Genomic DNA, 25,984 nt, shown 5'->3' with positions numbered 1-25,984 from the left:
AGCGCCTACAGAAGTGCGACTATCAGGATGAGCACCAGAACCACCACTGCGACGAGTCCGGCGAGTACGACGGCGGGCGGGACGTCGACCTTGTCGCCCACGACGTCGTCGATTCGATCCAGCACGGTGTCGAGTGGGTTCTTCTTCTTCGGCGCGTCGAATGGTGGGGGAGAGTAGGCCTTGGGGGTGTGATCCTCGCCCAGTCCACTCGAGCGGACGGCTGGAAGTCCAGCGATAGTGTTGCCGAATTCGCGTGAGGGTCTGCGTGTTTCGGCTACCGGGGTCGACCGGTGAGCCCAGGTGGGCACGCCGCCGTCGGACGCGGTGAGTGGTACGCCACGGAGCTGAGCAATGGTTCCGCGGGGGCTGATTGCCCCTCTGATGATCTCGTCGCGAGCCTGCGACATCGTCGGTCGGCGGGCCGGATCAGGCTCCAGCATGTGCAGCAACGCCGAGGTGAGATCGCCGGATCTGGTGGGGGTGATGATCTGGCCACGCGCCACCCGGTGTAGCAGGGCGATGGAGTCCTGGTCGATGTCGAACGGAGGCCTTCCCTCGATCGCGGTGTACAGCGTCGCGCCGAGCGAGAACACGTCGCTCGCTTCGGTAGGATCCTGGCCGCGTGCCACCTCGGGTGCGAAGTACGCCGGTGTCCCTGTGATGACCGAGGAATCCGATTCCTCGACATCACCTTTCGCGCGAGAGATACCGAAGTCGCTTATCTTGACGATGCCGAGAGTGCGTCCGCGGTCGGCGATGAGGATGTTGCCGGGCTTGATGTCGCGGTGCACTATTCCGGCCGCGTGCGCTTCGGTGAGTGCGTCGGCGACCTGCGCACCGACCTGAGCTACTTCGTAGGGTGGTAGTGAATCGGTGGTGTTGAGCGCTTGCGCAAGAGAGCGCGAGGGCATGTACTCCATGACGAGCCACGGTTCGCCGCCCTCGATGGCGACGTCATGCATGGCGATGGCGTGCGGACTCGACAACCTGGCGGCTATCCGTCCCTCGCGCATGGCCCGATTGCGAACCTCGCGAGCGGCCTTGTCGCTCAGATTAGCCGTCGACGTGACCTGTTTGACGGCCACTTTGCGGCCCATGAGTGTGTCCTGCGCAAGCCAGACCGCGCCCATTCCGCCGCCCCCGAGCTTGTAGGCGAGACGGTACCTGCCGGCGAGTAGGTAGTCGGGTCCGACGACCCGTGCGGTGCGTTGCTGCTCGGTCACGACCACAGGTTAGTGGACAGCGAGCGTTACTGCCCACGACGGTGGCCCGGCGGTGACTCCGAGGTCTCCACCTGGGGCTTCGAGGCCATCTTGACGATGGTCGGCGGAGCGGCTTTACTGGAGCATGTTCGAAAGTCTGTTCGAAGACGAAACTTCCCGGTCGTCTTGCGAGCGGGCTCGTGTACCTGATTTCGTCGATTCACCGGGGAGGAAAAGCATGTCTGTTCCTGCCGACGCTCCACATGATCCGAACGTCTCTCTCGACGATATGTCACTACCGGAAAGGGTCGCTTATCTTCGGCGACGTATGGCGGGGGTTCCCCCGCGGGGTGAGGCACGTTCCCTGTCATATCCGACGCCGTCCTATCCGGCACCGTCGGCCGAAAGGGAAAAAGACGAGGAGAGGCAAGATCAGTCACCTGCCAAGGCCGTGTTGGCCGTTCCCGACGCACTCGCGGCTCTGCTCCCGCACCGAGGTCTTGCCAGAGGGTCGGTGACTGCGATCTCGGGTGCCGGGTCACTGATGCTCGGTTTGGTCGCATCGGTCACGGCGTCCGGCGGCTATGTGGCGGTAGTCGGGCAACCGCGGTTCGGGTTGCTGGCTGCAGCCGAGATGGGCGCCGACTTGAATCGGCTGGCTGTCGTACCCGATCCAGGTGAGGATCCGGTAGAGGTGGCGGCCATCCTTCTCGACGGCTTGGATCTCGTCGTGTTGGGTCTCGGCGGCCGTTCCGTGCCTCCGTCACGGGCGCGAGCCGTAATTGCGCGCGCTCGAAGCAAAGGTGCGTCGTTGCTGGTCGCGGATGGACACTGGGACGGCGTCGACCTGCGACTCGACGCCGCTGTGCGCAGTGTCGGTGGGGTGGGAACCGGAGAACAGGCCGGTCGGGGCAGGCTGCGAACTCTGCGACTGGAAGTGTGCGCGCAGGGTAAGTCGATGCGTCCCAGACGTACGTGTTTCGATCTTCGATCCGAGCACGGTCGTATCGAATGGTTCGAGGTTCCGCTCGGTGTCTCTGCAGGCATTCGTCCTACCGACAGGATTGCGGTACTCGCATGAGCCGGGTCGTTGCACTCTGGTGCCCGGACTGGCCGGCCGTAGCGGCAGCCGCCGTTGCAGATCTTCCGGCGACGAGTCCGGTGGCGGTCGTATCGGCCAATCGTGTGATCGCCTGTTCCGCCCCGGCGCGTGCAGAGGGTGTGCGACGCGGACTACGTAAACGTGAGGCTCAAGCGCGCTGCCCCGAAGTTCATGTGGCAACGGCAGATTCGGATCGAGACGGGCGATTGTTCGAACCGGTTGCCGCAGCTGTCGACGCGATTGCACCGGGAGTCGAGGTGCTGCGGCCGGGCTTGCTGATTCTCGGTGCCCGAGGGGTGAGCAGATATTTCGGATCCGAGCACAAAGCCGCGGAGCGCTTGATAGATCAGGCCGCGAGCGCAGGAGTCGAATGCCAGATAGGAATCGCCGACGAGTTGTCGACGGCAGTCATCGCAGCCAGGCATGCGGCGATCGTTCCGAGAGGAAGAGGCGCGCACTATCTCGCGCCACTACCTGTCTCGGAACTTGCAGCCGAACCGAGCCTTGCCGCGGCGGATCGCGAGAACCTGATCGATCTGCTCCGACGTCTGGGTCTGCGCACCATCGGCGATTTCGCTGCACTCACTCCAGGTGATGTGGCATCCAGATTCGGAACGGACGCTGTGCTGGCCCATCGGAGTGCGAGAGGTGAGGCCGAACGACCGCCGTCGGCGCGGCATCTGCCACCGGATCTGAACGTCGAGTACGCATGTGACCCGCCGATCGATCGTGTCGACGCCGCGGCGTTCGCTGGACGAGGCATGGCGGAAAGACTGCATACCAAGCTTGCAGCGGCGGCGGTGGCCTGCACTCGTCTCCTCGTCCATGCGTCGACTGGAAACGGGGAGAATCTCTCACGCATATGGCGGTGCGCAGAACCTCTGACTCCGGAAGGGACTGCCGATCGAGTGCGGTGGCAGCTCGACGGATGGTTGACCGGTCGCAGCGAGAGACGGCCGACAGCAGGCATCACGACGCTTCGATTGGAGCCGGTGGAAGTTGTCGCTGCGGGGGAGCTTCAGCTGGGTCTGTGGGGAAGCGTCGGCGACGAAGAGGAACGGGCACGGCGTGCGCTGGTACGGGTACAGGGTCTTCTCGGTGGTGATGCGGTGAAGATCGGTGTGCTGAGTGGAGGCAGGGGGCCGGTCGAACGTGTGACTCTGCGCAGCCTGGGTGACGAGTTGGTCCCGCTGTCCGACCCGTCGGCTCCGTGGCCGGGAAGGCTGCCGCAACCGGCACCTGCCGCGGTGCTCGACACATCTCCTCGGGTGATGCTGGAAAACAGTAGCGGCAACGGAGTACGAATCGATGAGCGCGGCGGCTTCGACAGCCGACCCGCAGTCCTTCGCTGGGGCAGCAAGAACTGGATGCTCAGCGGTTGGGCAGGGCCATGGCCGCTCGACGAGCGCTGGTGGGACCCGACGATAGGCACACAGGGTGCACGTGTGCAGGTGTTGTTCGAGGAAAGCCGCGCACTGCTGTTGATCTACGACGAAGACGGTTGGCGGGTCGAAGGTATCTACGAGTGACCCCGGGCGCAGGTCGATCCACAGGCGTCGCTCTAACCTGGACCCATGAGCGTGGAAGTGGCCGAACTCGACGTCGACGGCGTCCGTATTGCATTCCGGGACACCGGCGGCGTCGACAGCCGGCGCGATTCCTGCCCGGTCGTCCTGGTGCACGGCATGGGTGGTGACAGTGGGACGTGGGATCGGTTTGCGTCCGCATTGACGGCGGCTGGTCGTCGTGTCGTTGCCATCGACCTTCGAGGTCATGGCCGAAGCGCACACACGAGCGACTACTCGTTCGACGCTTTCGGACGAGACGTGGCGGCGGTGCTCGACCACCTGAAGCTGACGGCGGTGGATCTCGTCGGGCACTCGCTCGGCGGCTACGCAGTGACAGTGGTTGCGCAGGACAGGCCGTCGATAGTCCGCTCGCTCGTGATCGAAGAGATGCCGATACCCATCAAGGATGGTGACGAGACACCGACATTCGCCAGGCGGTTGCCGAGTCCCGGCGAACTCTGGCATGCGGCTACAAGCATCATCAGACACCCACGCGCTGTCTTCGCCTACGACCGTTCCATGACGTCACCCGCGATAGCCCAGTTCCGACGGCCGAATGCGGTGTGGTGGGGCAGGCTTTCGGAGATTCGAGCATCGACTCTCGTCCTCCGTGGCGGGCCCGGTGGGATGGTGGATCCGGGGCGACTCGATTCGATGGTCGCGGCGATCGACGAATGCTCGGTTGTATCGTTCGAAACCGGTCACAGCATTCATCGTGACAAGTATTCGGACTTCGAAGCCGTGGTGCTGCCGTTCCTGATGCGCGACAGCTGAACCCGTCGACGCCCTACTATCGACGTATGGGACTGACTACTCGGGACATTCCGCTGATTGCCTGGTCGGCGGCTTTCGTTGTCTCGCAGGCCACTATCGTCCGTCTGCTCGGCCCGGCTGCACCTCGTGTTCTCGAAGTGCAGACGGCATGGTCGGCCGACCGCTATCGACAGATCATCGGCAGTATGGACGAGGCCGACACGGCTCGGTTTCGCAGTCACTACTACCCGGACTTCGTCCATCCGGCCATCTATGCTGCTGCGCTACGAGCCGGGACGTCCCGGTTGGGGAAGTCGACCGATCTGTCGCCCTCGGTGACTCGTGCGCTCGACGTCGCCCCGATCGCTTCTGCGGCAGGAGATTACGTGGAGAACGTCGTCGGCCTACACCTTCTCGATCACCCCGAGCACATCACCGACCTCGTGGTGCGCGCAACAACAGCAGTCAGCATCACCAAATGGATACTGGCGGTCGGCACGTTCGGCTACCTCGGAATCGGGTTCGGCCGAATTTGGGCACGCGCGATGTTTCGCACCATCACCAGTTGGCGCCGGGAACCAACCGGCCCAGTCGGCGCGCCAGCTTGGCTGCCCGTGCAGATGGTGCCGAGGAGTCGTACTTTCTGGTCGGCATGAGTTCGGTCTCGACCTGCGTGGTGGATTGCTCGCCCTTGGCTGCCGCGGAATCCGGGAACTTACGATAGAACTGGTGCATCGTGCGATCCTTGCCCTTGGGCGTGAAGATGCTGCTGAACTGACCCAATGTGCCGAGCGGTGTATCGATTCTCTTCGGCCTGTCGATCAGCGCACGCACGACCATCGCTCCAGCCTTTTCTGCTGACACGACCGGGCCGACATTCTTGTCGCCGGACGGTGTGATCATCGGCGTCGCGACGAGCGGCATGTGGATGGTGGTGAAGGTGATTCCGTCGGAAAGTGTTTCCGCTGCCGCCACGTCGGCAAACGCGTCGAGTGCAGCCTTGCTGGCTACATATGCGGAAAATCGCGGTGTATGTCCCTGGACCGCAGCGCTGCTGACGTTGACGATGTGTCCGAATCGGCGCGCGCGCATGTGTGGAAGCAGCGCGAGAACCAACCGCACGGCACCGAAGTAGTTGACTGCCATGGTGCGTTCGTAATCGTGCAGGCGATCGGTGGACCTGTACAAGGATCGGCGTATCGACCTGCCGGCGTTGTTGACGAGCATGTCCACGTGACCATGTTCGCTCACAATGGTTTTCACCGTCTGGTCGACCGATTCGGTGTCGGTCACATCGCACGGATAACCGTATGCATCACCGCCGTCGGCGCGAATCTCCTCCACGACGGTCTCGAGCTGTTCAGCGCCGCGTGCGAGCAGGATGACAGTGGCGCCCTTGCGGGCCGCGGACTCGGCGCTGGCCTTGCCGATACCCGACGACCCGCCAGTGATGACGATGTGGCGCCCGACCAGAGGCCCGCGAGGATCACTACGGCGTGCTCGGTTCGGGTCGAGATGCTTCTGCCAATGCTTCCAGAGGGTGTCCGCGTACGCTGCGAGTGGGGGCGGAGTAATTCCGCTGCCGCTCAACGCATTCTGCGTTGTAGTCGAGTCGAAAGTAGTCGGCAGAGTCAGATGATCGAGCATGACCGGCGGAACCCCGAACCGCGACAGCAGCGCGTTGCGACCGTTGCGGAGAGCCCCCCGACGCGGGGAAACAACCGGTGCGGCGATCGCACCGGGAATTCCGATGACCTTTGCTTTCGACCCCGCCGCAGCACTGAACGCGCTGTAGACCTCGTGCATCGGTTGCGGATCAGGATTGACCAGATGGAAAACACGCTGTCCGAGCGGGTTCCGGTGGATCAACTCGACGATGGCCGCTGCGACGTAGTCGACTGGAACCAAATTGGTGGATCCGATGTCAGGAACTGTAATGGGAAGCGTCGATGGGAGTTTGGCCAGTTCGGCGAAGAACGGGAAGAAGAAGTACGGGCCGTCGATCTTGTCGATCGCCCCGGTTTCCGAGTGACCCAATACGGCTGACGGCCGGTAGACCCGCCAATCGGTTGCCGACTCCCGAACGATCTCCTCGGACTCGAACTTGGTCCGGTGATACGCCGTCGGGAAGCCTTGCCCATTGTCGAAATCGTTCTCGGTGAACGTTCCGGAGTAGTCCCCGGCGACGGCGATCGAGGAGATGTGGTGAAGCCTCGCGCCGGTGCGAACCGCGAGCTCGACGACGGCTCGGGTGCCGTCGACGTTGGTCGACGCTTGTTCGTCGCCGGCGGTCATGTCGTAGATGGCGCCGAGGTGGACGATGTGATCGACAGTGGGCGGCGCTTCCCTCAGCCCGAGCTCGGGTTCGGTGAGATCTCCGACGAGCGGGTGGATCCGATCCTTGCCGGTGAGTGCTGCGGCCTGCTGTTCGAGCTTGGCGACCGACTGTTGCCGAACCAGCACGTGTACCTCTGCGTCCGGGTCGCGCTCCAGCAGAAGTGGGATCACGTTCTGTCCGAGGAAGCCCGTACCGCCGGTAACGATGTAGTTCGCCATATCCGCCAACTTACTCCTAAGTAAGTTGTGAGGCCAGGCCTCGTGAGGTGACCGAAAGAGACATTCGCTCGATTTGCGGTGTGGTCGAGCCTGAACGCGCACTTTTCAGCCGGTGCGCAGTGTGCAGCCGCATACAACGTGCGCGTTCGCTGGAAGGTGCGCGTTCGGCCCCGAAGGTGACCGAAAGAGACATTCGGTCACCGCGAGGCCGCGTTCGGCCACCCCCGCGGCCTCCGCTAGTGCCCGATCCCGACCTTCGCGTGCACCTTCTTCATCCAGGCGGGAGCCCACCAGTTCGCCTCGCCCATGAGTTTCACCAGCGATGGGACCAGCAGCATTCTGATGATGGTGGCATCGATGATCAGTGCGAGGATCATGCCGACACCGAGAAATCTCATGATCGACAGGTCGGAGATGGTGAACGCGCCGGTGACGATGATGAGAATCAGGGCCGCAGCCGTCACGATGCGTCCAGTGCGTTGGGCTCCGATGATCACCGCTTCCTCGGTCGTCGCTCCTGAGGTTCGTGCTTCGACCATCCGTGACATCAGGAAGACTTCGTAGTCGGTGGACAGCCCGAAGACGACCGCGAGGATGAGGACGACGAACGTCGCTTCGAGTGGTGCGGGTGTGATTCCGAGTAGTTCGGCACCGTGCCCTTCCTGGAATATCCAGGTCAGGACGCCGAAGGTGGCGCCGAGGCTCAGCCCGGCCATGAGTACGGCCTTGATCGGAAGCACGATCGAGCCGAATGCCAGAAACAGCAGGATCAATGTCGAGATCACCATGATCGCGATCATCGCGGGCAGCCACTTCGCGATTGCGGCGTTTCCGTCGTCGACGAGCGCGCGGCTTCCACCGACGAGAATCTCGGTGCCGTCCGGAGGCGTCATCTGGCGTAGTTCCGCGACGGCTGCGCTGGTCGACTGCTCTTCGGTTTCTCCTTCACCCGGCTCGCCGTAGGTTGCCTCGAGGACCACGAAATCGTCTGCCGATCCGGAGAATTCGACGCGGGCGATGCCGTCGACCTCTTCGGCCTGGCGGGTGACGTCGGCGATGGGAGAGCCCTGCGGTTTCTGGCCGTCGAGGCCGCGTAGTACTACGGTGGCCCCTTCGCCGGTGGAGGGAAATTCGGTGTTCAACGTCTCGACTGCAACGCGAGCCGGATCGTCCTTGGGGAGTGCGGTGTAGTCGACCTGACCCAGAGTCACCGTGAGGATCGGCGCTGAGAGAACGAGCAGTGCCGCGATGATGACGGCGGCAACGACTCCCGGTGTGCGCATGACCCTGGTGACGACGCCTCCCCAGAACTTCTGTGCACGGGCGTCGCCGCGGTCGGACGCAGTCTTGCTCCAGGTGAGCGAGTTGATGCGATGGCCGAGGATCGCGAGGAGTGCTGGAACGGCCGTCAGTGACAGGACCGCTGCCCCGAAGACCGCTGCCATTGCACCGAATCCGAGCGATTTGACGACCGGTTGTGGGAACACGAGCATGCCTGCAAATGCGCAGATCAGCAGCAGTCCCGAGAAGATGATTGTTCGTCCTGCAGTGAGGACCGTGCGGATCGCTGCATCTGCCGGTTCGGCCCCTCCGCGCATTTCCTCACGAAATCGGCTGACGATGAACAGGCCGTAGTCGATCGCCAGACCGAGTCCGAGGAGCGAAGCGACGTTGAGGGAGAACGAATTCACTTCCGTGAACGACGTCAGAACTCGAAGGATGGCGAGCGCGCTGAGGATGCTGAGGATTCCGACGAACACCGGTACCGCTGCAGCGGCAACGCCACCGAAGATGATGATCAACAGCACGAGAACGATCGGAATGGCGATCGCTTCGGAACGCACCAGGTCGTTTTCGAGAGTAGTGCTGAACGAGATGCCTACGACCGATCCGCCGGCGAACTGCGAGGTGACGTTCGGGACTTCCAGCTGCGGTAGAAGCTGGTCGAACGTGGCGAAGGTGACCCCGGAGTCGTCGCCGAGAGTGACCGTCGCGAGCGCCTTGGTGCCGTCTTCGGAGACGAGGTACTGCTGTGCAGCAGCGTTGGCGGTCCAGTACGACGTCACGTTCTCGATGGTGTAGTTGCGCTGGAATTCGTCGAGTACCGCGGTGACGTCGGGGCCGATGTCGTCGATCGTCTTGCCTTCGGGCGCTGTGTAAATGGCCACGATGTCCGAAGTCTGCTGTCCGAGGTCCGCGACAAGTGTCGATACCTCGGCTGCCTCGCTGCCGGGATCGATGTAGCCGCCGTCGCTGAGCCTGTCGAACACCCCGAGGCCCCATATACCGCCGAGCGCAACGACCACGACGGCGATGGCGAGTACCCATCGTTTGCGGGAAACGACGAACGAAGCCCAACGTGTCACGTTCTTCTCCGGCTCTCTTGATTGGCACTGCGATCCTGGGCGAGCCTATCGGCTCCGGCGTCGATTGATTTCTGTCGGTGCTGTGAGTTCTAATGGGAACACACGTTCGAATGATGCCTTCCCCGTCATTCGCTCGAGCATACGTTCGCGCACAGCACCAGCGCCCTCGTGTGTATCCCGCAACCGGCAGCGAAGGGGTTCGACGATGGGTTGGAACGACGGTCCGCCGACCTGGTCGGAGATGGAACGTGTCCTGTCGGGGCGTCCGAAGCACTCCACACCCGACATCGTCGGTGACGGAGGGGACAGTCCGGCGTGGTCGCGTAAACGCGAGGTGTACGAAGGGAACGTGACGAGGTCGGCGGCTGTAGCCACGCCGTACGCGGAACTGCACGCACACTCGGCCTTCAGCTTTCTCGACGGTGCCAGCCAACCCGAGGCGATGGTCGAGGAGGCGGTGCGGCTCGGGCTCGAATCGATAGCGATCACCGATCACGACGGCTTCTACGGTGTCGTGCGATTCGCAGAGGCGGCCAAGGCTCTCGGTATCGGCACTGTCTTCGGTGCCGAATTGTCGTTGGGGACGGCGAAGTCCAGAGCGGGCGAATTGGATCCGGACGGGATGCATCTGTTGGTTCTTGCGCGCGGGCAGGAGGGATACCGCAGACTGTCACGCGAAATCGCGACTGCACACCTGGCAGGTGGGGTCAAAGGCAAGCCGCAGTACGACTTCGATGCTCTCTCGGCAGCATCGGGTGGGCATTGGCAGATTCTCACCGGCTGTCGAAAAGGCCATGTTCGACGCGCCTTGCAGGTCGGTGGACCTGACGCTGTGGATGCTGCGTTGCGAGATCTGGTCGACAGGTTCGGCGCAGACCGAGTCACCGTCGAACTCACTCGTCATGGTGTGCCGGAGGACGACGAGCGCAACGACGCGCTGTTCGAGGCAGCAGTGCGGTGCTCTCTTCCCGTTGTCGCCACTACCGCGGCGCACTACGCGACGCCGGACAGTCGACGATTGGCGATGGCCATGGCGGCGGTGCGTGCACGCAGCAGCCTGGATGATGCCTCCGGGTGGTTGCCCCCCACCGGTGGGACGCATCTGCGTTCTGGCGACGAGATGGCCGGCTTGTTTCGGCACTACCCCGGCGTCGTACGTGCTGCGGCAGAACTCGGACGTCAGTGCGCGTTCGATCTTCGGTTGATCGCCCCGCAGCTTCCGCCGTTCGATGTACCTGCCGGTCATACCGAGATCAGTTATCTCCGTAAGCTCACACTCGACGGCGCCTCACGCAGATACGGCACACCGACCGAACATCCGTCGGCCTATGCACAGATCGACTACGAGCTCGACATCATCGAGCGGTTGAACTTTCCTGGGTACTTCCTGGTCGTCCATGACATAGTCGCGTTCTGCAAGAGTAGTGACATCCTGTGTCAGGGAAGAGGATCGGCTGCGAACTCGGCGGTGTGCTACGCCATCGGAATCACCAATGTAGATCCCGTCGCGAACAAACTACTCTTCGAGCGGTTCCTGGCACCCGAGCGCGACGGGCCTCCGGACATCGATGTCGACATCGAATCGGACAGGCGCGAAGAGGCGATTCAGCACGTGTACGAGAAGTACGGTCGTTCGCATGCAGCGCAGGTCGCGAACGTGATCACGTATCGGGGTAAGTCCTCGGTGCGTGACATGGCGCGTGCGCTCGGCTTCTCGCAGGGCCAGCAGGATGCCTGGAGCAAACAGGTCACCCGCTGGTCCAACATCGGCGACCAGGAGGGGAGCGACATACCGAAACCCGTTCTCGAACTGGCGCGGCAGATCGAGGGTTTCCCGCGACACCTCGGTATCCACTCGGGTGGAATGGTGATCTGCGATCGTCCTATTGCCGATGTGTGCCCGGTCGAATGGGCGACCATGGCGGATCGCAGCGTATTGCAGTGGGACAAGGACGACTGTGCTGCAGTGGGTTTGGTCAAGTTCGACATGCTCGGTCTCGGTATGCTGTCTGCTCTGCACTACATGATCGATCTGGTGGACGAGCACAACGGAGTTCGGATCGATCTGGCGGACATAGACCTGGGGGAGAAGGCTGTCTACGACATGTTGCAGCGCGCCGATTCGATCGGCGTGTTCCAGGTCGAGTCGCGCGCGCAGATGGCAACATTGCCGCGCCTCAAACCGACCGAGTTCTACGACTTGGTCGTCGAGGTCGCTCTGATCAGACCGGGACCTATCCAAGGCGGCTCGGTTCATCCGTACATCAAACGCCGCAATGGACTCGAGCCCGTCACGTTCGATCATCCGTCGCTGAAGAAGGCCCTCGATCGCACGCTCGGAGTGCCGCTCTTTCAAGAGCAGCTCATGCAAATGGCGATCGATGTCGCGGGTTTCAGCGCTGCCGATGCGGATCAGCTGCGTCGCGCCATGGGGTCGAAGCGTTCTCCGGAGAAGATGAACGAGTTGCGCGGCAGATTCTACGACGGTATGCGGGAGTTGCACGGAATCATCGGCGCCGCTGCCGATCGTATCTACGAAAAGTTGTCGGCATTCGCGAATTTCGGTTTTCCCGAAAGCCATTCGCAGAGCTTCGCGTCCCTCGTGTTCTACTCGTCCTGGTTCAAACTGCATCATCCCGCAGCGTTTTGCGCCGGGCTCCTGCGAGCTCAACCGATGGGGTTCTACTCTCCGCAGTCCTTGGTTGCCGATGCGCGGCGCCACGGTGTCCAGATCCATGGACCCGATGTCAATGCCAGTTCCTGGTATGCAGACCTCACCGGGGGTGGGTTCGAGATTCGGATGGGGCTGGCAGATGTGCGGAATATCGGCCAGGATCTCGCCGAACGTATCGTCGAGACTCGTATCCTCGACGGGCCGTACTCGTCGTTCGTGGATCTCACCGGCAGAGTCGAGCTGTCCACGGCTCAGGCCGAATCTCTGGCAACTGCAGGAGCTCTCGGTTGCTTCGGGATCACTCGTCGGGAAGCCTTGTGGGCGGCCGGTGCCGCAGCGGGGGAACGTCCACATCTGCTTCCTGGACTCGGAGCATCGACGCGGGCGCCGGTGCTACCTGGAATGAGTGATCTGGATCTGGCATCGGCCGATGTCTGGGCAACGGGGGTATCACCCACGTCGTATCCGACTCAGTTCTTTCGCGAACAACTCGATCGGTTGGGAGTTCTTCCTGCGAATCGTCTGCTGCAGGTTCCAGACGGCGACCGGGTACTCGTCGGTGGTGCAGTGACTCATCGTCAACGACCCGCGACAGCAGGTGGCGTCACCTTCATCAACCTGGAGGACGAGACGGGAATGGTCAATGTCGTGTGCTCGGTGGGGCTGTGGGCAAAGTACCGAAAGTTGGCACTCACAGCTCCGGCCCTGCTCATTCGTGGCAAGGTGCAGAACGCCGAGGGTGCAGCAACCGTCGTCGCAGATCATCTGCAGCTCATGGATCTGAGGGTGCGTTCGAAGTCTCGGGACTTCAAGTGAACACTCACCAGGCACACTGGAGACGTGAACCTGCTCTTGCTCGCCGATACGCACGTGCCGAAGCGCGCGCGGGCCCTACCCGAACAGGTCTGGGCCGCTGTCGACGCCGCAGACGTCGTGATTCACGCAGGCGACTGGGTAGATGTCGCTCTGTTCGAGGAGTTGCAGACTCGCGCGACGCGATTGATCGCATGCTGGGGCAACAACGACGGTGACGAACTCCGAGCACGTATGCCCGAACGCGCCGATGCCACCCTCGACGGTGTGAAGATTGCCGTTGTTCACGAAACGGGTGCTGCCGTGGGCCGCGAGAAGCGAATGGCCGCACAGTATCCGGACGTCGACGTGCTGGTGTTCGGGCACAGTCACATTCCGTGGGACAGCTTCACCGACAACGGAATTCGACTGCTCAACCCAGGTTCTCCGACCGATCGCCGCCGACAGCCATTCTGCACGTACATGACAGCGGTGATCGAGCGCGGGGACCTGCACGGTGTCGAGATCCACCGGCTTCCCGTGCGGTGAGCACCGTAGCCCAGTCGTTCGCCACTGGTCACGTGCGTGCGGTAGGGGAGCTGTCTCGGGCCTGATCGACGAGATCGTGCACGAGTCGGATGATGACATCCATGTCCGACATGACGCCGGCCCGCACTTCATCCTGTTCGGCGCGGCTGACTGGCGACGGGGAATCGGCGTCGAACGACATGACCATATCGATCTTCGCCCGCAATGCCTGCAGCGGTTCCATCAGCTCCTCACCGGCATCGGTGATCAGCTTGTTCTGACGCGCACCGGACACCGCAAGTGCCGCGAGCATCTCGTTGAAACTGTTGGCCAGCGAGGCGAGTTCGTCGTCCCCGGTCACGACGATAGGTTCGAGCTCGCCCGTTCGTGCCACCCGCTCGGTGGCATTGCGCAGCCTCTTCACCGGCCTCAGCCCGGTACGGGCAACCGCGGATCCGGCGATGCCTGCGAGCGCCACGAGAAATGCGCCGATCGAGACCAGTGCGAGTGTGAGCTTGGTGAGCAGAGGCTCGTTCGAATGGAGTGACTCGGCAACCATGAGGGTTTCGCCGGACGTGGTGCGCTTCGCGGTCAACGCGTATCCGCGCACTTCACGAAGCGACTCGCTGGTCGTTCCGTTCACGACGTTCTGTTCGGGCTCGTCGAACACACCGGCCGAGTTGGTGAACGGCGTGGAGTCGGTGGTGAACGTGACGAATTCTCCATCGGACGTCACGAGCGCCGCTTTGATCGCAGGCCCATCGGGATTGCCTGCACCGAAACCGAACGCGGTGGAGGGCACTCCGGTCGTTGCACCGCTGATCAGAGCATCGGCGTTTCGCGACACCCGGTCACCCAATTGGTCCCGCAGGGCCTGCTCCGCGACCACGTAGATCGCGAGCGCGCTGACCGCTACGGCGAGTGCAGCGAGACTCATCGTCAGGATTCGAATCCGACTGTGCAGTGAAAAGCTGTGGTGATAAGAAAACAATGCGGACCGTATCGATCGAAGTGTGCTGGCTGCCCTCGTTCCGGAGTAGGGCAGCGTCGGCATCGCTCCAGTATCCCTCGGTGGTACTGAGAGTGGTCTGAGAAGGCCCGCTTGTCAGTCGCCGGAGTGTTCGTGGTCGCTGGTGGCGATCGGTGCGCGGCGTGCCTGTTCGAGGACTTCGGTGGTCTGTCCACCGTGACTGCCCGGTCCGACGTGGGCTTCGGCGCGGAGCCGCTCGACCATGTGCGGATAGTGCAGCTCGAACGCCGGCCGCTCGGACCGGATCCGCGGCAACTCCGTGAAGTTGTGTCGCGGCGGCGGGCACGAGGTCGCCCACTCCAACGAGTTGCCATATCCCCACGGATCATCGACGGTGACCACTTCGCCGTACCGGTAGGACTTGAACACATTCCACACGAACGGCAACGTCGACGCACCGAGCACGAACGCACCGATCGTGGAAATGATGTTGAGCGTGGTGAACCCATCCGAGGCCAGATAGTCCGCGTAGCGACGCGGCATACCCTCGGTGCCGAGCCAGTGCTGCACCAGGAACGTGCCGTGGAATCCGAAGAACGTCAACCAGAAGTGCCACTTGCCGAGCGTCTCGTCCAGCATCCGGCCCGTCATCTTCGGGAACCAGAAGTAGATCCCCGCGAACGTCGCGAACACCACCGTTCCGAACACCACGTAGTGGAAGTGCGCGACCACGAAGTAGGTGTCGGTGACATGGAAGTCGATCGGCGGCGAGGCCAACAGCACACCGGACAGACCACCGAAGAGGAACGTGATCAAGAAGCCGATCGAGAACAACATCGGTGTCTCGAGCGTTATCTGGCCACGCCACATCGTGCCGATCCAGTTGAAGATCTTCACACCAGTCGGCACTGCGATCAGGAACGTCATGAAGGAGAAGAACGGCAACAACACCGCACCGGTGGCGTACATGTGGTGCGCCCAGACCGCGATCGAGAGCGCCGCGATGGCGATCGTCGCGTAGATCAAGGTGGTGTATCCGAACATCGGCTTACGCGAGAACACCGGGAAGATCTCCGACACGATCCCGAAGAACGGCAACGCGATGATGTACACCTCGGGATGCCCGAAGAACCAGAACAGGTGCTGCCACAGGATTACTCCACCGGTGGCCGGATCGAACAGATGCGCACCCAGATGACGATCGGCGGCCAACCCCAACAATGCCGCCGTCAACAACGGGAACGCCAGCAGAATCAGAATCGACGTCACCAGGATGTTCCAGGTGAAGATCGGCATCCGGAACATCGTCATACCGGGGGCCCGCAGGCAGATCACCGTGGTGATCATGTTGACGCCACCAAGGATGGTGCCCAAACCGGCCACTGCCAGACCCATGATCCACAGGTCGGCACCTACACCCGGCGAATGCAGAGCACTCGTCAGCGGCGTGTAGGCGGTCCACCCGAAGTCGGCCGCACCACCGGGAGTGATGAACCCGGCCGAGGCGATCAACGCACCGAACAGGTACAGCCAGTACGAGAACGCGTTCAACCGCGGGAACGCGACATCCGGCGCACCGATCTGCAGCGGAAGGATGTAGTTCGCGAATCCGAACACGATCGGCGTCGCATACAACAACAACATGACCGTGCCATGCATGGTGAACAGCTGGTTGTACTGCTCGTTCGACAGGAACTGCATTCCCGGCACAGCTAGCTCGGCGCGCATCAGCAACGCCATCAACCCACCGACCAGGAAGAACGCAATAGACGTCGTGATGTACATGATCCCCAACATCTTGGGATCAGTCGTCGTCACCGCCTTGTGAAGAAAAGAACCCTTCGGTCCCATCCGCGGGGGAAAAGGTCTCGCCGCAGCAACAGCGGGAGTCGGCCTAGGCGCTAGGGCAGTCACTGATCCTCCTGGGGATGCGGTGGGGACATCGTAAACCGGAGAAGGCTCGAGTTACTACCTTTGGTCGTAGATTGCGGCGGTTTCACCGACCCGACGTCTTTCAGCCCTGCCGTTCGAGAAACCGAGCGGCAGGGCTGAAGAGTGCGAGGAAGATCAGTTGCCGAATGCGCAGAACTGGCCGGACGAAAGATTCAGAGCGAGCGACCATTGCCCGACGCAGTCGACACCGGCGGCTTCGGCGGTTGCGCCCGACCCCCAGCCCGCGATGGCGATGGTGGTATCTGCGTTGTCGGCCCACGAGTGTGCGATGCCTCCGCCCAGTGCACCGGCGTACGCAGTACCACCCGCGCGCGACGCGCCGAGAGCAGTTCCGTAGCCCGTCGCGAGAGTCGAAGTGTTGCCCGCACCCTCAGCGACGCTGACGGCGGTGCCGCTGTCGGTGGCGGTCGCACTTGCACGTGCCGCGTCGGCCGCAGTGGCGCCGCAGCTCGCCGTCCCGTCAACCTGAATGTCGTTTGCCGACGGAGGGGACACGCAGGTCACCGGCGCGGCCGAGGCAACGCCTGTACCGAGGACGCCGGCAGTTGCGATACTGCTGCCGATGATGAAAAGCGCTGCGGTGCGGGTGATTCGACTACCGATGCGGTGGAAGGAGCCATCCTGGGCGGAGCGGACGAGCGTGGAGAACGAGGGCGAAGCGGAGAACAACAGGGGGCTCCTTCAGGGAAACGAATTGTGTGGATGCGGCACACCGTACCCCGGTTCCGACCGGAGGTCATCAGTGAATCTTCCCTATAGATGTAACAATTCGACGTTCCCACGTCACAGCTCCTCCTCGGGCACCCAGTTGCTCTAGCATCTCCGAAGATGAAGCGCTGTCTGATTGCCGCACTGGCCGGGATCTTCCTTGTTCTCGCGGGTTGTAGTGGTTCGAACGGCACCGCGGACGCGCCTGCCGTCGACTCGTCGATGCCGGCCTCGGGTATGGAATTCTCGCCCGAGGCGGGGAGTGTCGTGCGCGATCAGGCTCCACAGCCTGCGGAGCGCAAAGAGGTTGTGACAGGCCAGATCTATGTGACCGCCGCCGATCCCGTGCAGGCCGCACGCGATGCAGTCGGCATCGTGGAGAAGGCAGGCGGACGCATCGACAATCGCACCGAGAATCCGGAGACCGACAATTCGCCCGCGAGTAGTTCCCTCACCGCCCGCATTCCGGCCTCCGAACTCACCGGAGCCGTCTACCGCATCGAAGCGCTCGGCAAGGTCACCAGCGTCAGCATCAGCCGCGACGACGTCACGATGCAATACCAGGATCTCGATGCCCGCATCGCGGCGCTGCAGTCCTCGGTCGATCGGTTGCGAGCCCTCATCGCAGGCGCCACCAACACCGCGGACCTGATCGAGGCGGAGTCGGCGCTGTCCAGCAGACAGGGTGAGCTCGACAGCCTGACGTCTCAGAAGAACTATTTGGCCGATCAGGTGGATTTGTCCACCATCACTGTGCAATTCAGTACCGACGACGTGACACCGTCTCCTGGCCCCGACAGCTTCTTGGACGGCCTGGTGGCGGGGTGGAACTCGTTGCTGGATGCACTCCGAGGCAGTGTCGTCGCACTCGGGCGCGCCATCCCGTGGGTCGGTGCGCTCGTGATCGGTGCCGGGCTGGTGTACGGCGTCGTTCGTATCGTACGAGCAAGGACGCACCCGACGTCGAGCGCACCGGCTCGCAGGCTGGACGAAGCGGATGAAGCGGATGAAGCAGGGGAACCGAACGAGGCCAAGGATGCACAGGCCTAGACGCTGCCCTCGAATCCGTGCTGACGCCACGCCTCGTACATCACGACGGCTGCAGCGTTGGCGAGGTTGAGGGAACGTCGACCCGGGATCATCGGGATGCGTAATTTGTCGGTGACGCGTGGATCGTTCAACACGTTCTCGGGCAAGCCGGTGGGTTCCGGCCCGAGGAGCAGAACGTCGCCGGGGAGGTAGTTCACGTCCGTGTGGAACCGCGTCGAGTGTGCCGTGTAGGCGAACACACGATCGGGTTCGAGCGCGTCCCATGCCGCCGACAGATTCTCGTGCACCGTCACCGACGCCAGGTCGTGGTAGTCCAGCCCGGCACGCTTGAGTTTCGGTTCGGACATGTCGAAGCCGAGCGGGCCGACCAGGTGGAGCTCGCACCCGGTACCTGCGACGAGGCGGATGGCGTTGCCGGTGTTCTGCGGAATCCGGGGCTCGAAGAACATGAGTCGAAACACCCGGCTCACTCTGCCATCACCGCCGAAGGAAGGATGGTGCAGGTGGACGACGAACAGATTGTCGGCGAGGATTTCTCCGACGCCCAGCTCGACCAGCAACAGTGGAACGGGCGCAATTACGTGGCGTGCAACTTCCGTGACGCCGACCTCAGTGGTGTGAAGACGACGTCCGTGGTGTTCACCGAATGTGACTTCACCGGGACGGATCTCACCGAATCGGTCCACGTCGACTCGGCATTCAGGTCGTGCACGTTCACCCGGACGAATCTTCAGCACAGCGTTTTTCGCCGGTCCACGTTCATCGGGTCCACCTTCGACGACTGCCGTATGCGGCCGGCGACATACGACGAGGTCGACTTCACGCTCGTCGGAATAGGGCGCGCGGACCTCCGTGGAGTAGACCTGAGCGGCTGTCGGATGGTCGAGGCGAATCTGGTGGACACCGACCTCCGCAAGTCCGTGTTGGCGTCGGTCGATCTGTCCGGTGCCCGGGCCACCGGAGCGAGACTCGACAACGCGGACCTGCGTGGCGCGCGTGCCGACGTGAACCTGTGGGTCGCCGCATCCCTCACCGGAGCGAAGATCGAGCTGACCCAGGCGGTGGCGTACGCGCAGGCGCACGGGCTGTTCGTCGAGGGTTGACGAACCTGTCGCGATGCCGCCCTGGAACAATGTCGATGTGACTGCAACGATTCTGGACGGCAAAGCCACCCGTGACGAGATCTTCGTCGACCTGACCCGGCGAGTGGAGACACTGCGCGCCAGCGGCATCGTTCCGGGATTGGGGACCGTGCTGGTCGGCGATGACCCGGGTTCGGCCGCGTACGTGCGTGGCAAGCACAACGACTGCGCGAAGGTCGGGATCACTTCGATCCGACGCGACCTTCCAGCCGATATCAGCCAGGCCGATCTGGACGCCGTCATCGACGATCTCAATGCGGATCCAGCGTGCACCGGCTACATCGTGCAGTTGCCGCTACCGAAGCACCTCGACGAGAATGCTGCGCTCGAACGCATCGACCCCGACAAAGACGCCGACGGCTTGCACCCCATCAACCTCGGCCGGTTGGTGTTGGGCAAGGAGGCTGCGCTCCCGTGCACTCCGCGTGGGATCGTCCACCTGCTGCGGCGCTACGACGTCGCGATCGCAGGCGCTCATGCCGTGGTCATCGGCCGCGGTGTCACCGTAGGGCGCCCGATCGGTCTTCTGCTGACTCGCAAATCCGAGAATGCGACCGTCACGCTGTGTCATACCGGCACCACAGACCTGGCCGCCGAGGTGAAACGCGCAGACATCGTCATCGCAGCGGCAGGAGTGCCGGGAATTGTCACAGCCGACATGGTCAAGCCGGGCGCGGCCGTTCTCGACGTCGGAGTCACCCGAACGGACGACGGTTTGCGCGGGGACGTTGCGGCGGATGTCGCGGACGTCGCAGGGTTCCTCTCACCCAATCCTGGAGGCGTCGGACCACTCACCCGCGCTTTCCTGCTCGCAAACGTGGTGGAGCGAGCGGAACAGGATCTGCTGGCACGGACTGCGGTCTGATCCGATGCGAAATCAGATCCGCAAGAACCTGCCCCTGCTGGCCGTACTCGTCGTCATCGCAGGGGCGTTGGTTCTCGTTGTCGCGGATCGGTGGCGCCGTGGATCGTTCGTTCTCGGGATTGCGACGATCCTGGCCGCGGGATTTCGGTTGTGTCTGCCGGAGAATCGCGTAGGCCTGCTGGCGGTCCGCGGGCGCGCCTTCGACGTGTCGGCGCTGGCGCTGGTGGGTGGCGCCATCGTCTTTCTGTCGTCATCGATCGACCCGCTCGGCACGGATTGATCGAAAGTACGTGTCAGCCGGTCCGCTCTACACGAGCGGACCGGGCGTGCGCCATCGTCTCGCCGAGAAGCGCGGCCACCGCTCCGGCCTCGGTGAGAAAACCGTCGTGACCGTCTCTGGACTGAATGACTTCGAGACCGCGGCATTCGGGTAGGCCCCGCGCGATCTCTTTCTGTTGTCTCAGCGGATACAGCCGATCGGAGTCGACTCCGCCGACGATGGTGGGCACGGTTGCCAGCGCAAGTGCTGCGTCGATACCGCCCCGCCCTCGTCCGATGTCGTGTCTGTTCATCGCTTCGCTCAGCAGGACGTACGTGCTGGCGTCGAATCGGTCGGCCAGTTTGGTCGCCTGATGCTGCAGATAGCTCTCGATTGCGTATCTGCCGCCGTTCCAGGGATTTTCGTCGGCCTGAGCGGAGTTGGAGAACCTCAGATCCAGTTCGCTCTCGGTGCGATACGTCAGGTGCGCGATGCGTCGAGCAATTTTCAGTCCGGTTCGGGGCGTTCGGCCGGTTCCGTGATAATTGCCGCCCTGCCAGTCCGGATCGGAGACGATGGCGTCGATCTGCGTCGTCTGAGTACCGATCTGATCTGCCGTCGCGCGGGCACCGACGGCTAGGACGAGCGCCGCGCCCACTCGATCGGGATGGCCGACGATCCACTCCAGGGTCCGCATTCCGCCCATCGATCCACCGACCACCGCGGCGAAGCGCTCGATCCCGAGAACGTCGGCGAGCGCAACCTCCGCCGCCACCTGGTCGCGGATCGAGATCTCCGGGAACCTGCTGCCGTAGTGCTTGCCATCGGGAGCGAGAGAGCTGGGGCCAGTGGTCCCGCCGCACCCGCCGAGGACGTTCGACGCGATGACGCACCACTCGTCCGTATCGATCGGTGCGCCGGGGCCGACCATCCCGTTCCACCAACCGGGCAGAGCATGGTCGGCATCTGCCGGACCGCTGACGTGGGAGTCTCCGGTCAGAGCATGCTCCACCAACACCACATTGTCGCGATTCGGTGCGAGCTCGCCCCACCGCTGCACCGCGACGGTCACCTGAGGAAGCGTGGCGCCACTTTCCAATGCGAGTGGGCCGATGTCGATGTTGCCGAGCCGTCCGTCCGGCGGCGGGAATCCCGCCGCCGGACGGACGTCGTGCACGGAGCCGATGGTCAAGATGCCGCCGCTGCGAATCCGCGTTCGAGATCGGCCAGAATGTCGTCGATCCCCTCGATGCCCACGGCGAGCCTGACCAGTCCCGGAGTGACTCCCGACGCGAGTTGCTCCTCGGGGGTCAGCTGCGAATGAGTGGTCGATGCGGGGTGGATAACCAGTGAACGCACATCACCGATGTTAGCCACATGACTGTGCAGGCTCAGTGCGTCGACGAACTTCTTGCCCGCGTCGACTCCGCCCGTCAATTCGAAGGCGATGATCGCGCCCTGTCCCTTCGGAGCGAGTTCCTGACCCCGCTGGTACCACGGCGACGACTTCAGGCCTGCGTAGTTGATGGATTCGACGTCGGCACGCGCTTCGAGGAACGCCGCGACCTTCTGCGCATTCTCGACGTGTCGTTCCATCCGCAGGCTGAGTGTTTCCAGGCCCTGACTGATCAGGAACGCGTTGAACGGAGACACCGCTGCGCCGATGTCGCGCAGCAACTGGACCCGTGCCTTGAGCGCGAACGCCGGCGCGCCCAGGTCGGCGAACACCACACCGTGGTAGCTCGGGTCCGGTGTGGTGAAGTTCGAGTGGCGCCCTTGCGTCCAATCGAAGGTGCCTCCGTCGACGATGGCTCCTGCGATCGCGGTGCCATGTCCACCGAGGTACTTGGTCGCCGAATGCACCACGATGTCGGCGCCGTGCGCGAGCGGTTGGATCAGGTACGGGGTAGCGACCGTGTTGTCGACGATGAGCGGTATTCCCTGCTCGTGCGCGACCGCCGAGATGCCGGGGATATCGAAGACGTCGTTCTTCGGATTCGAGATCGTTTCGCCGTAGAACGCCTTCGTATTCGGCTTGATCGCGGCCCGCCACTGCTCGAGATCGTCGGGATCCTCGACGAACGTGACCTCGATGCCCAGCTTGGGAAGGGTGTAGTGGAAGAGGTTGTAGGTTCCGCCGTACAACCGCGGGCTCGACACGATGTGGTCGCCCGCTTCGGCGAGGTTGAGGATCGCAAAGGTCTCCGCCGCTTGCCCCGACGCCACCAGAAGCGCCGCGACGCCGCCCTCGAGCGCCGCGATGCGCTGCTCGACGACGTCCTGCGTCGGGTTGATGATCCGGGTGTAGATGTTGCCGGGCTCGGCAAGCCCAAACAGAGCAGCAGCGTGATCGGTGTTGTCGAACGTGTACGACGTGGTCTGGTAGATCGGGAGCGCGCGCGCCTTGGTGGCGCCGTCGGGAGTCTGCCCGGTATGAATCTGTTTGGTTTCGAAGCTCCACGATGCGGTGGGATCTTCGATGGGGGTGCCTGTTGCGTCTACGACGTCAGGGGTGCTGTCGGTCATGGTGTGGATAACTCCGTCTTCGAAGAATGTGTCAGGGTTCGAATCGGCTCTCGGCGGGAAAGCCGGGGCGGGGTGTATCGAGACAACAACACATGGGGGACCTCCTCCTCGGGCACGCCGCATTCCGGCGTGCTCCGTCAGTGGGTCCGCCGACGAAAGAAACCAATTCGAGCGGACCCGCGCTTGTTCTCCGGCTACACGTTCTCGTATAGCCGACTAACCCGGTCGTTCACCCGGGGCACCCCACCGCGGTTGGAGGGTTGCCGGCCAGCAAGCCGGGGCTCGATGCTGGCACTCATGACCTGGCGTGAATCCTAGCGGGGACGGGTAGATCAGGAAACAACGACACCACCGGTAGTCGCCTCAGTGCTGTGACCTGCGGGGGAATGGTTGGCCTTCGGCGGCGCCGAGTGAGGTGAGGACAATCACCGTCGATCTGTCCGAAATCCACGTGGATCCGGGATGACAATCGATCCGAGGGACGTTCCCTACTGGGGTCGTCCCTTTTTCATGCCCCGACACTAGACAAGGTTGTTCTGCTGTGACTGTCACCGATTCGGCTTTCGCCAAGAATGTCAGCGCTGTGCGCGACAGGGTGTCGAACGGGCCGAGCGCCAGTCACAGACCGCTCTCGACCCGCAGGCGTCTGGCCATGCTGGCGCTGTCGATCGGTGGCTTCGGAATCGGTACCACCGAATTCGCATCGATGGGCCTGCTTCCGGACGTCGCGCAGACGATGGGCATCTCGGAGCCGTCCGCCGGGCACATGATTTCGGCGTATGCGCTCGGTGTGGTCGTCGGTGCGCCTGCGATCGCCACACTCGCCGCGCGAGTTCCGCGGCGAGCGTTGCTCATCGTGCTGATGGTGGCGTTCACGCTCGGCAACCTCGGCACAGTGTTCGCACCGAGCTTCGGTGAGCTGGTGGCATCGAGATTCGTCGCCGGTCTGCCGCACGGCGCGTACTTCGGGATCGCGGCTCTGGTAGCTGCGCATCTGGCCGAGCCCGGCAAACGCGCCAAAGCCGTTGCCATGGTCATGATGGGTCTGTCGATTGCCAATGTCGTCGGTGTACCGATCGCAACGTGGCTCGGTCAGGCGCTCGGGTGGCGAAGTGCCTTCGCCGTCGTCGCCGTGATCGGCGCGCTCACCGTGGCTGCGTTGATCGTGTGGATGCCTCGTCTCGACGGAATGCCCACGACCAATCCGATCACCGAACTCGGGGCCCTGCGTCGCGGGCAGGTGTGGATGACGTTGTTCGTCGGCATGGTGGGCTTCGGCGGCATGTTCGCGGTCTACACCTACATTGCCTCGACGCTCACCGACGTCGCAGGTCTGGCCCGTGCGCTCGTGCCCGTCGCGTTGATGATCTACGGCCTCGGCATGGTCGCGGGCAACTACGTCGGCGGGTGGCTGGCCGATCGCTATCAGTTGCGGGGAACATTTGTCGGTCTGGCCTCGATGGCCGCGTTCCTCGCGATGTTCGTGATCGCAGCGCACAATCCGGTCAGTGCGTTGATTCTGGTGTTCCTGATCGGTGCTTCAGGGTCGTCGGTGATCCCTGGATTGCAGACCAGATTGATGGATGTCGCCGATGACGCCCAGACGCTGGCGGCGTCGCTCAACCACGCGGCGTTCAACCTCGCCAACGCCATCGGCGCAGCGCTCGGCGGCGCGGTCATCGCTGCAGGATTCGGCTACACCGCCCCGGCCGCGGTCGGTGCGGTCCTGGCGGTAGCCGGCCTCGCTGTCCTTTCGACCGCGATGTGGATGCAGCGCCGGGCCGACGCGAACGCTGCCTGACACCGCTCGACCTCCCGCCCGTCCGCCGAGATCGAAGTTGTGCCGCGAATGTCGTCCGATTCGACGCACAACCTCGATTTCGGCGAATGTGTCTAGCCTGTGGTGGCTGCGCCGTCGCCCGCAAGGGTGCTCGCGAACGCGGGCGTCAGCTTGTCGATCACGTAGGGAAGGCTGAGCACGCTGGTGAAGTAGATCGCGCCCGCGGTGACCCCGTCGGTGAAGACGAGCTTGTTGTCCTTGACCGCGTCCAGGTTCTGGTAAACCGGCTCCTGTTCGAGAGCAGTGCGATCCGCCGGTGATTCGGTACCCCACAGCAGCACGTCCGCAGAATTGAGAACCGACAGGTTTTCACGCGGGATGTTTGCCTGCCCGCCGCCCTCGGGCGGTGCGAACGCGTCGATCTCCGACGGAACGACGAAGCCCAGATCGGTCATGAAGTCGGTGCTGAGCCCATCCTGGTACGCGATCGCTGCGCCGTCGTAGAACGCGTTCTGCAGGAAGACGGCCTTCGTCCCGACGAACTCGGGATGCTCGGTCTTTGCTGCGGCGAACTGCTCGTCGATACTCGCAATGAGATCTTCTACTTCCTCCTTCTTGCCGAGCGCGGTACCGATGTTCGTGGCTTGTACATCCCACGGCTCGAAGAATCCGGTGTAGTCACCGGAATGGGCGAGCGTCGGCGCGATGTCGCTCAGGGTGGTGTAGCTCTCTTCGTCCATGCCGGCGTTGGTGCCGATGATCAGATCCGGGTCGAGAGCCGCGATTCGCTCGTACTGGAATCCGTCGTCGGCGCTGAGCACCTCGGGTGTCGCATCGCCCAGTGCTTCCTGTGCCCACGGCCACGTCGCATACGGCTGTTCGCCGTACCACTCGGTGACCCCGACCGGCGTCACACCGAGGGCGAGCAGGGTGTCCTGCTCGGTGTATCCGACGACGACGACACGCGTCGGTTCGGCGTCGATGGTGGTCTCGCCGAACGCGTGCTCGACGGTGACGGGGAAGGCGCCGCCCGAACCGGTGTCGCTACCGGAGTCGGCAGTGTCGTCGGACGAGTTGGAGCAGGCAGAGAGGAGCAAAGCCGCCGCAACGGCTGCGGCTGCGTACCGAGACGATCGCGTGGTTCCGACCATGAAGGGCCCTTTCGAGGAGAGTGTGGGCGGAGCCTGCGT

At 63.2% G+C, this 25,984-nt stretch carries 21 protein-coding genes and 1 riboswitch; of the genes, 11 read left to right on the top strand and 10 right to left on the bottom strand.

The features are described 5' to 3' along the window. Positions 1-5: 5 nt before the first annotated feature. Positions 6-1,229 (bottom strand): serine/threonine-protein kinase, encoded by a 1,224-nt coding sequence (locus tag ACODSO_RS12990; RefSeq protein WP_489037285.1) that lies wholly within the window; start codon positions 1,227-1,229, stop codon positions 6-8. Positions 1,230-1,440: 211 nt separating this feature from the next. On the opposite strand from ACODSO_RS12990, the gene ACODSO_RS12985 reads away from it, so the two are divergent. The 4 genes from ACODSO_RS12985 to ACODSO_RS12970 are packed head-to-tail and all read left to right on the top strand — an operon-like array spanning position 1,441 to position 5,281. Further along, positions 1,441-2,283: a hypothetical protein gene (locus ACODSO_RS12985; RefSeq protein WP_489037284.1), complete on the top strand. Its 843-nt coding sequence runs from the start codon at positions 1,441-1,443 to the stop codon at positions 2,281-2,283. Further along, positions 2,280-3,833: a DNA polymerase Y family protein gene (locus ACODSO_RS12980; RefSeq protein ID WP_489037283.1), complete on the top strand. Its 1,554-nt coding sequence runs from the start codon at positions 2,280-2,282 to the stop codon at positions 3,831-3,833. The genes ACODSO_RS12985 and ACODSO_RS12980 overlap by 4 nt, the downstream gene beginning before the upstream one ends. A gap of 45 nt (positions 3,834-3,878) precedes the next feature. After that, a complete protein-coding gene (locus tag ACODSO_RS12975) occupies positions 3,879-4,646 on the top strand; it encodes an alpha/beta fold hydrolase (RefSeq protein ID WP_489037282.1) in 768 nt (255 codons plus the stop codon). Between the two features lie 26 nt (positions 4,647-4,672). Continuing rightward, a complete protein-coding gene (locus tag ACODSO_RS12970; RefSeq protein ID WP_489037281.1) occupies positions 4,673-5,281 on the top strand; it encodes a hypothetical protein in 609 nt (202 codons plus the stop codon). Here ACODSO_RS12970 and ACODSO_RS12965 read toward each other — a convergent pair. Beyond that, the gene (locus ACODSO_RS12965; protein ID WP_489037280.1) at positions 5,184-7,181 is read right to left on the bottom strand and encodes an SDR family oxidoreductase; all 1,998 of its coding nucleotides are present in this window, start codon (positions 7,179-7,181) and stop codon (positions 5,184-5,186) included. The genes ACODSO_RS12970 and ACODSO_RS12965 overlap by 98 nt on opposite strands. 236 nt (positions 7,182-7,417) lie before the next feature. Beyond that, positions 7,418-9,547, bottom strand: a complete 2,130-nt coding sequence (locus tag ACODSO_RS12960; RefSeq protein ID WP_489037279.1) for an MMPL family transporter — start codon at positions 9,545-9,547, stop codon at positions 7,418-7,420. 205 nt (positions 9,548-9,752) lie between these two features. Here ACODSO_RS12960 and ACODSO_RS12955 point away from each other — a divergent pair, with 205 nt between their 5' ends. Beyond that, positions 9,753-13,037: an error-prone DNA polymerase gene (locus ACODSO_RS12955; protein WP_489037278.1), complete on the top strand. Its 3,285-nt coding sequence runs from the start codon at positions 9,753-9,755 to the stop codon at positions 13,035-13,037. 24 nt (positions 13,038-13,061) lie between these two features. After that, positions 13,062-13,562 carry a metallophosphoesterase family protein gene (locus ACODSO_RS12950; RefSeq protein ID WP_489037277.1) on the top strand — a complete coding sequence of 167 codons (501 nt, stop codon included), beginning with the start codon at positions 13,062-13,064 and terminating at the stop codon, positions 13,560-13,562. Positions 13,563-13,590: 28 nt separating this feature from the next. On the opposite strand, the gene ACODSO_RS12945 is transcribed toward ACODSO_RS12950, so the two are convergent. The 3 genes from ACODSO_RS12945 to ACODSO_RS12935 all read right to left on the bottom strand — a co-directional run bounded on the left by ACODSO_RS12945 (position 13,591) and on the right by ACODSO_RS12935 (position 17,055). Continuing rightward, the gene (locus ACODSO_RS12945) at positions 13,591-14,478 is read right to left on the bottom strand and encodes a HAMP domain-containing protein (RefSeq protein ID WP_489037276.1); all 888 of its coding nucleotides are present in this window, start codon (positions 14,476-14,478) and stop codon (positions 13,591-13,593) included. A 168-nt stretch (positions 14,479-14,646) separates the two neighbouring features. Next, positions 14,647-16,425, bottom strand: a complete 1,779-nt coding sequence (ctaD, locus tag ACODSO_RS12940; RefSeq protein ID WP_489037275.1) for an aa3-type cytochrome oxidase subunit I — start codon at positions 16,423-16,425, stop codon at positions 14,647-14,649. 153 nt (positions 16,426-16,578) lie between these two features. Further along, a complete protein-coding gene (locus ACODSO_RS12935) occupies positions 16,579-17,055 on the bottom strand; it encodes a DUF6764 family protein (protein ID WP_489037325.1) in 477 nt (158 codons plus the stop codon). 237 nt (positions 17,056-17,292) lie between these two features. On the opposite strand from ACODSO_RS12935, the gene ACODSO_RS12930 reads away from it, so the two are divergent. Beyond that, complete coding sequence (locus tag ACODSO_RS12930) at positions 17,293-18,222, top strand: DUF4349 domain-containing protein (protein WP_489037274.1); 930 nt, start codon at positions 17,293-17,295, stop codon at positions 18,220-18,222. On the opposite strand, the gene ACODSO_RS12925 is transcribed toward ACODSO_RS12930, so the two are convergent. Further along, entirely contained in the window at positions 18,219-18,683 is a 465-nt protein-coding gene (locus ACODSO_RS12925; RefSeq protein WP_489037273.1) for a tRNA (cytidine(34)-2'-O)-methyltransferase, read from the bottom strand. The two genes, ACODSO_RS12930 and ACODSO_RS12925, sit on opposite strands and share 4 nt — an antisense overlap. Before the next feature lie 33 nt (positions 18,684-18,716). On the opposite strand from ACODSO_RS12925, the gene ACODSO_RS12920 reads away from it, so the two are divergent. From ACODSO_RS12920 to ACODSO_RS12910, 3 genes are read left to right on the top strand one after another with little or no spacing between them, the layout of a single operon-like run. Beyond that, complete coding sequence (locus ACODSO_RS12920; RefSeq protein ID WP_489037272.1) at positions 18,717-19,325, top strand: pentapeptide repeat-containing protein; 609 nt, start codon at positions 18,717-18,719, stop codon at positions 19,323-19,325. Between the two features lie 37 nt (positions 19,326-19,362). Beyond that, the gene (locus ACODSO_RS12915; RefSeq protein WP_489037271.1) at positions 19,363-20,229 is read left to right on the top strand and encodes a bifunctional methylenetetrahydrofolate dehydrogenase/methenyltetrahydrofolate cyclohydrolase; all 867 of its coding nucleotides are present in this window, start codon (positions 19,363-19,365) and stop codon (positions 20,227-20,229) included. A 4-nt stretch (positions 20,230-20,233) separates the two neighbouring features. Further along, positions 20,234-20,509 carry a DUF3017 domain-containing protein gene (locus tag ACODSO_RS12910; RefSeq protein ID WP_068380509.1) on the top strand — a complete coding sequence of 92 codons (276 nt, stop codon included), beginning with the start codon at positions 20,234-20,236 and terminating at the stop codon, positions 20,507-20,509. 13 nt (positions 20,510-20,522) lie between these two features. Here the strand turns inward: ACODSO_RS12910 and metX are convergent, their stop codons facing one another. Together metX and ACODSO_RS12900 are read right to left on the bottom strand one after the other, a co-directional pair. After that, positions 20,523-21,680 carry a homoserine O-acetyltransferase MetX gene (gene metX, locus ACODSO_RS12905; protein ID WP_489037270.1) on the bottom strand — a complete coding sequence of 386 codons (1,158 nt, stop codon included), beginning with the start codon at positions 21,678-21,680 and terminating at the stop codon, positions 20,523-20,525. Beyond that, positions 21,677-23,014, bottom strand: coding sequence for a bifunctional o-acetylhomoserine/o-acetylserine sulfhydrylase (locus ACODSO_RS12900; protein ID WP_489037269.1), 1,338 nt, complete (start codon positions 23,012-23,014; stop codon positions 21,677-21,679). Before ACODSO_RS12900 ends, metX begins: the two co-directional genes overlap by 4 nt. Before the next feature lie 174 nt (positions 23,015-23,188). After that, positions 23,189-23,317: riboswitch (SAM riboswitch) on the bottom strand. 238 nt (positions 23,318-23,555) lie between these two features. On the opposite strand from ACODSO_RS12900, the gene ACODSO_RS12895 reads away from it, so the two are divergent. Further along, complete coding sequence (locus tag ACODSO_RS12895) at positions 23,556-24,815, top strand: MFS transporter (protein ID WP_489037268.1); 1,260 nt, start codon at positions 23,556-23,558, stop codon at positions 24,813-24,815. A gap of 92 nt (positions 24,816-24,907) precedes the next feature. Here ACODSO_RS12895 and ACODSO_RS12890 read toward each other — a convergent pair. Beyond that, positions 24,908-25,984: iron-siderophore ABC transporter substrate-binding protein (locus ACODSO_RS12890; RefSeq protein ID WP_489037267.1), on the bottom strand; the 1,077-nt coding region annotated here is incomplete at its 5' end.

This window comes from Rhodococcus sp. FG69, assembly GCF_057808915.1.
Note: the sequence above shows the minus strand (reverse complement) of the source record. Positions and strands in the feature narration are given on the sequence as shown.

Coding starts and splice junctions, on each gene's coding strand:
- ACODSO_RS12985 (WP_489037284.1), top strand. CDS start 1,441: ATGTCTGTTCCTGCCGACGCTCCACATGATCCGAACGTCTCTCTCGAC.
- ACODSO_RS12980 (WP_489037283.1), top strand. CDS start 2,280: ATGAGCCGGGTCGTTGCACTCTGGTGCCCGGACTGGCCGGCCGTAGCG.
- ACODSO_RS12975 (WP_489037282.1), top strand. CDS start 3,879: ATGAGCGTGGAAGTGGCCGAACTCGACGTCGACGGCGTCCGTATTGCA.
- ACODSO_RS12970 (WP_489037281.1), top strand. CDS start 4,673: ATGGGACTGACTACTCGGGACATTCCGCTGATTGCCTGGTCGGCGGCT.
- ACODSO_RS12965 (WP_489037280.1), bottom strand. CDS start 7,181: ATGGCGAACTACATCGTTACCGGCGGTACGGGCTTCCTCGGACAGAAC.
- ACODSO_RS12955 (WP_489037278.1), top strand. CDS start 9,753: ATGGGTTGGAACGACGGTCCGCCGACCTGGTCGGAGATGGAACGTGTC.
- ACODSO_RS12945 (WP_489037276.1), bottom strand. CDS start 14,478: ATGAGTCTCGCTGCACTCGCCGTAGCGGTCAGCGCGCTCGCGATCTAC.
- ACODSO_RS12930 (WP_489037274.1), top strand. CDS start 17,293: ATGAAGCGCTGTCTGATTGCCGCACTGGCCGGGATCTTCCTTGTTCTC.
- ACODSO_RS12920 (WP_489037272.1), top strand. CDS start 18,717: ATGGTGCAGGTGGACGACGAACAGATTGTCGGCGAGGATTTCTCCGAC.
- ACODSO_RS12910 (WP_068380509.1), top strand. CDS start 20,234: ATGCGAAATCAGATCCGCAAGAACCTGCCCCTGCTGGCCGTACTCGTC.
- ACODSO_RS12900 (WP_489037269.1), bottom strand. CDS start 23,014: ATGACCGACAGCACCCCTGACGTCGTAGACGCAACAGGCACCCCCATC.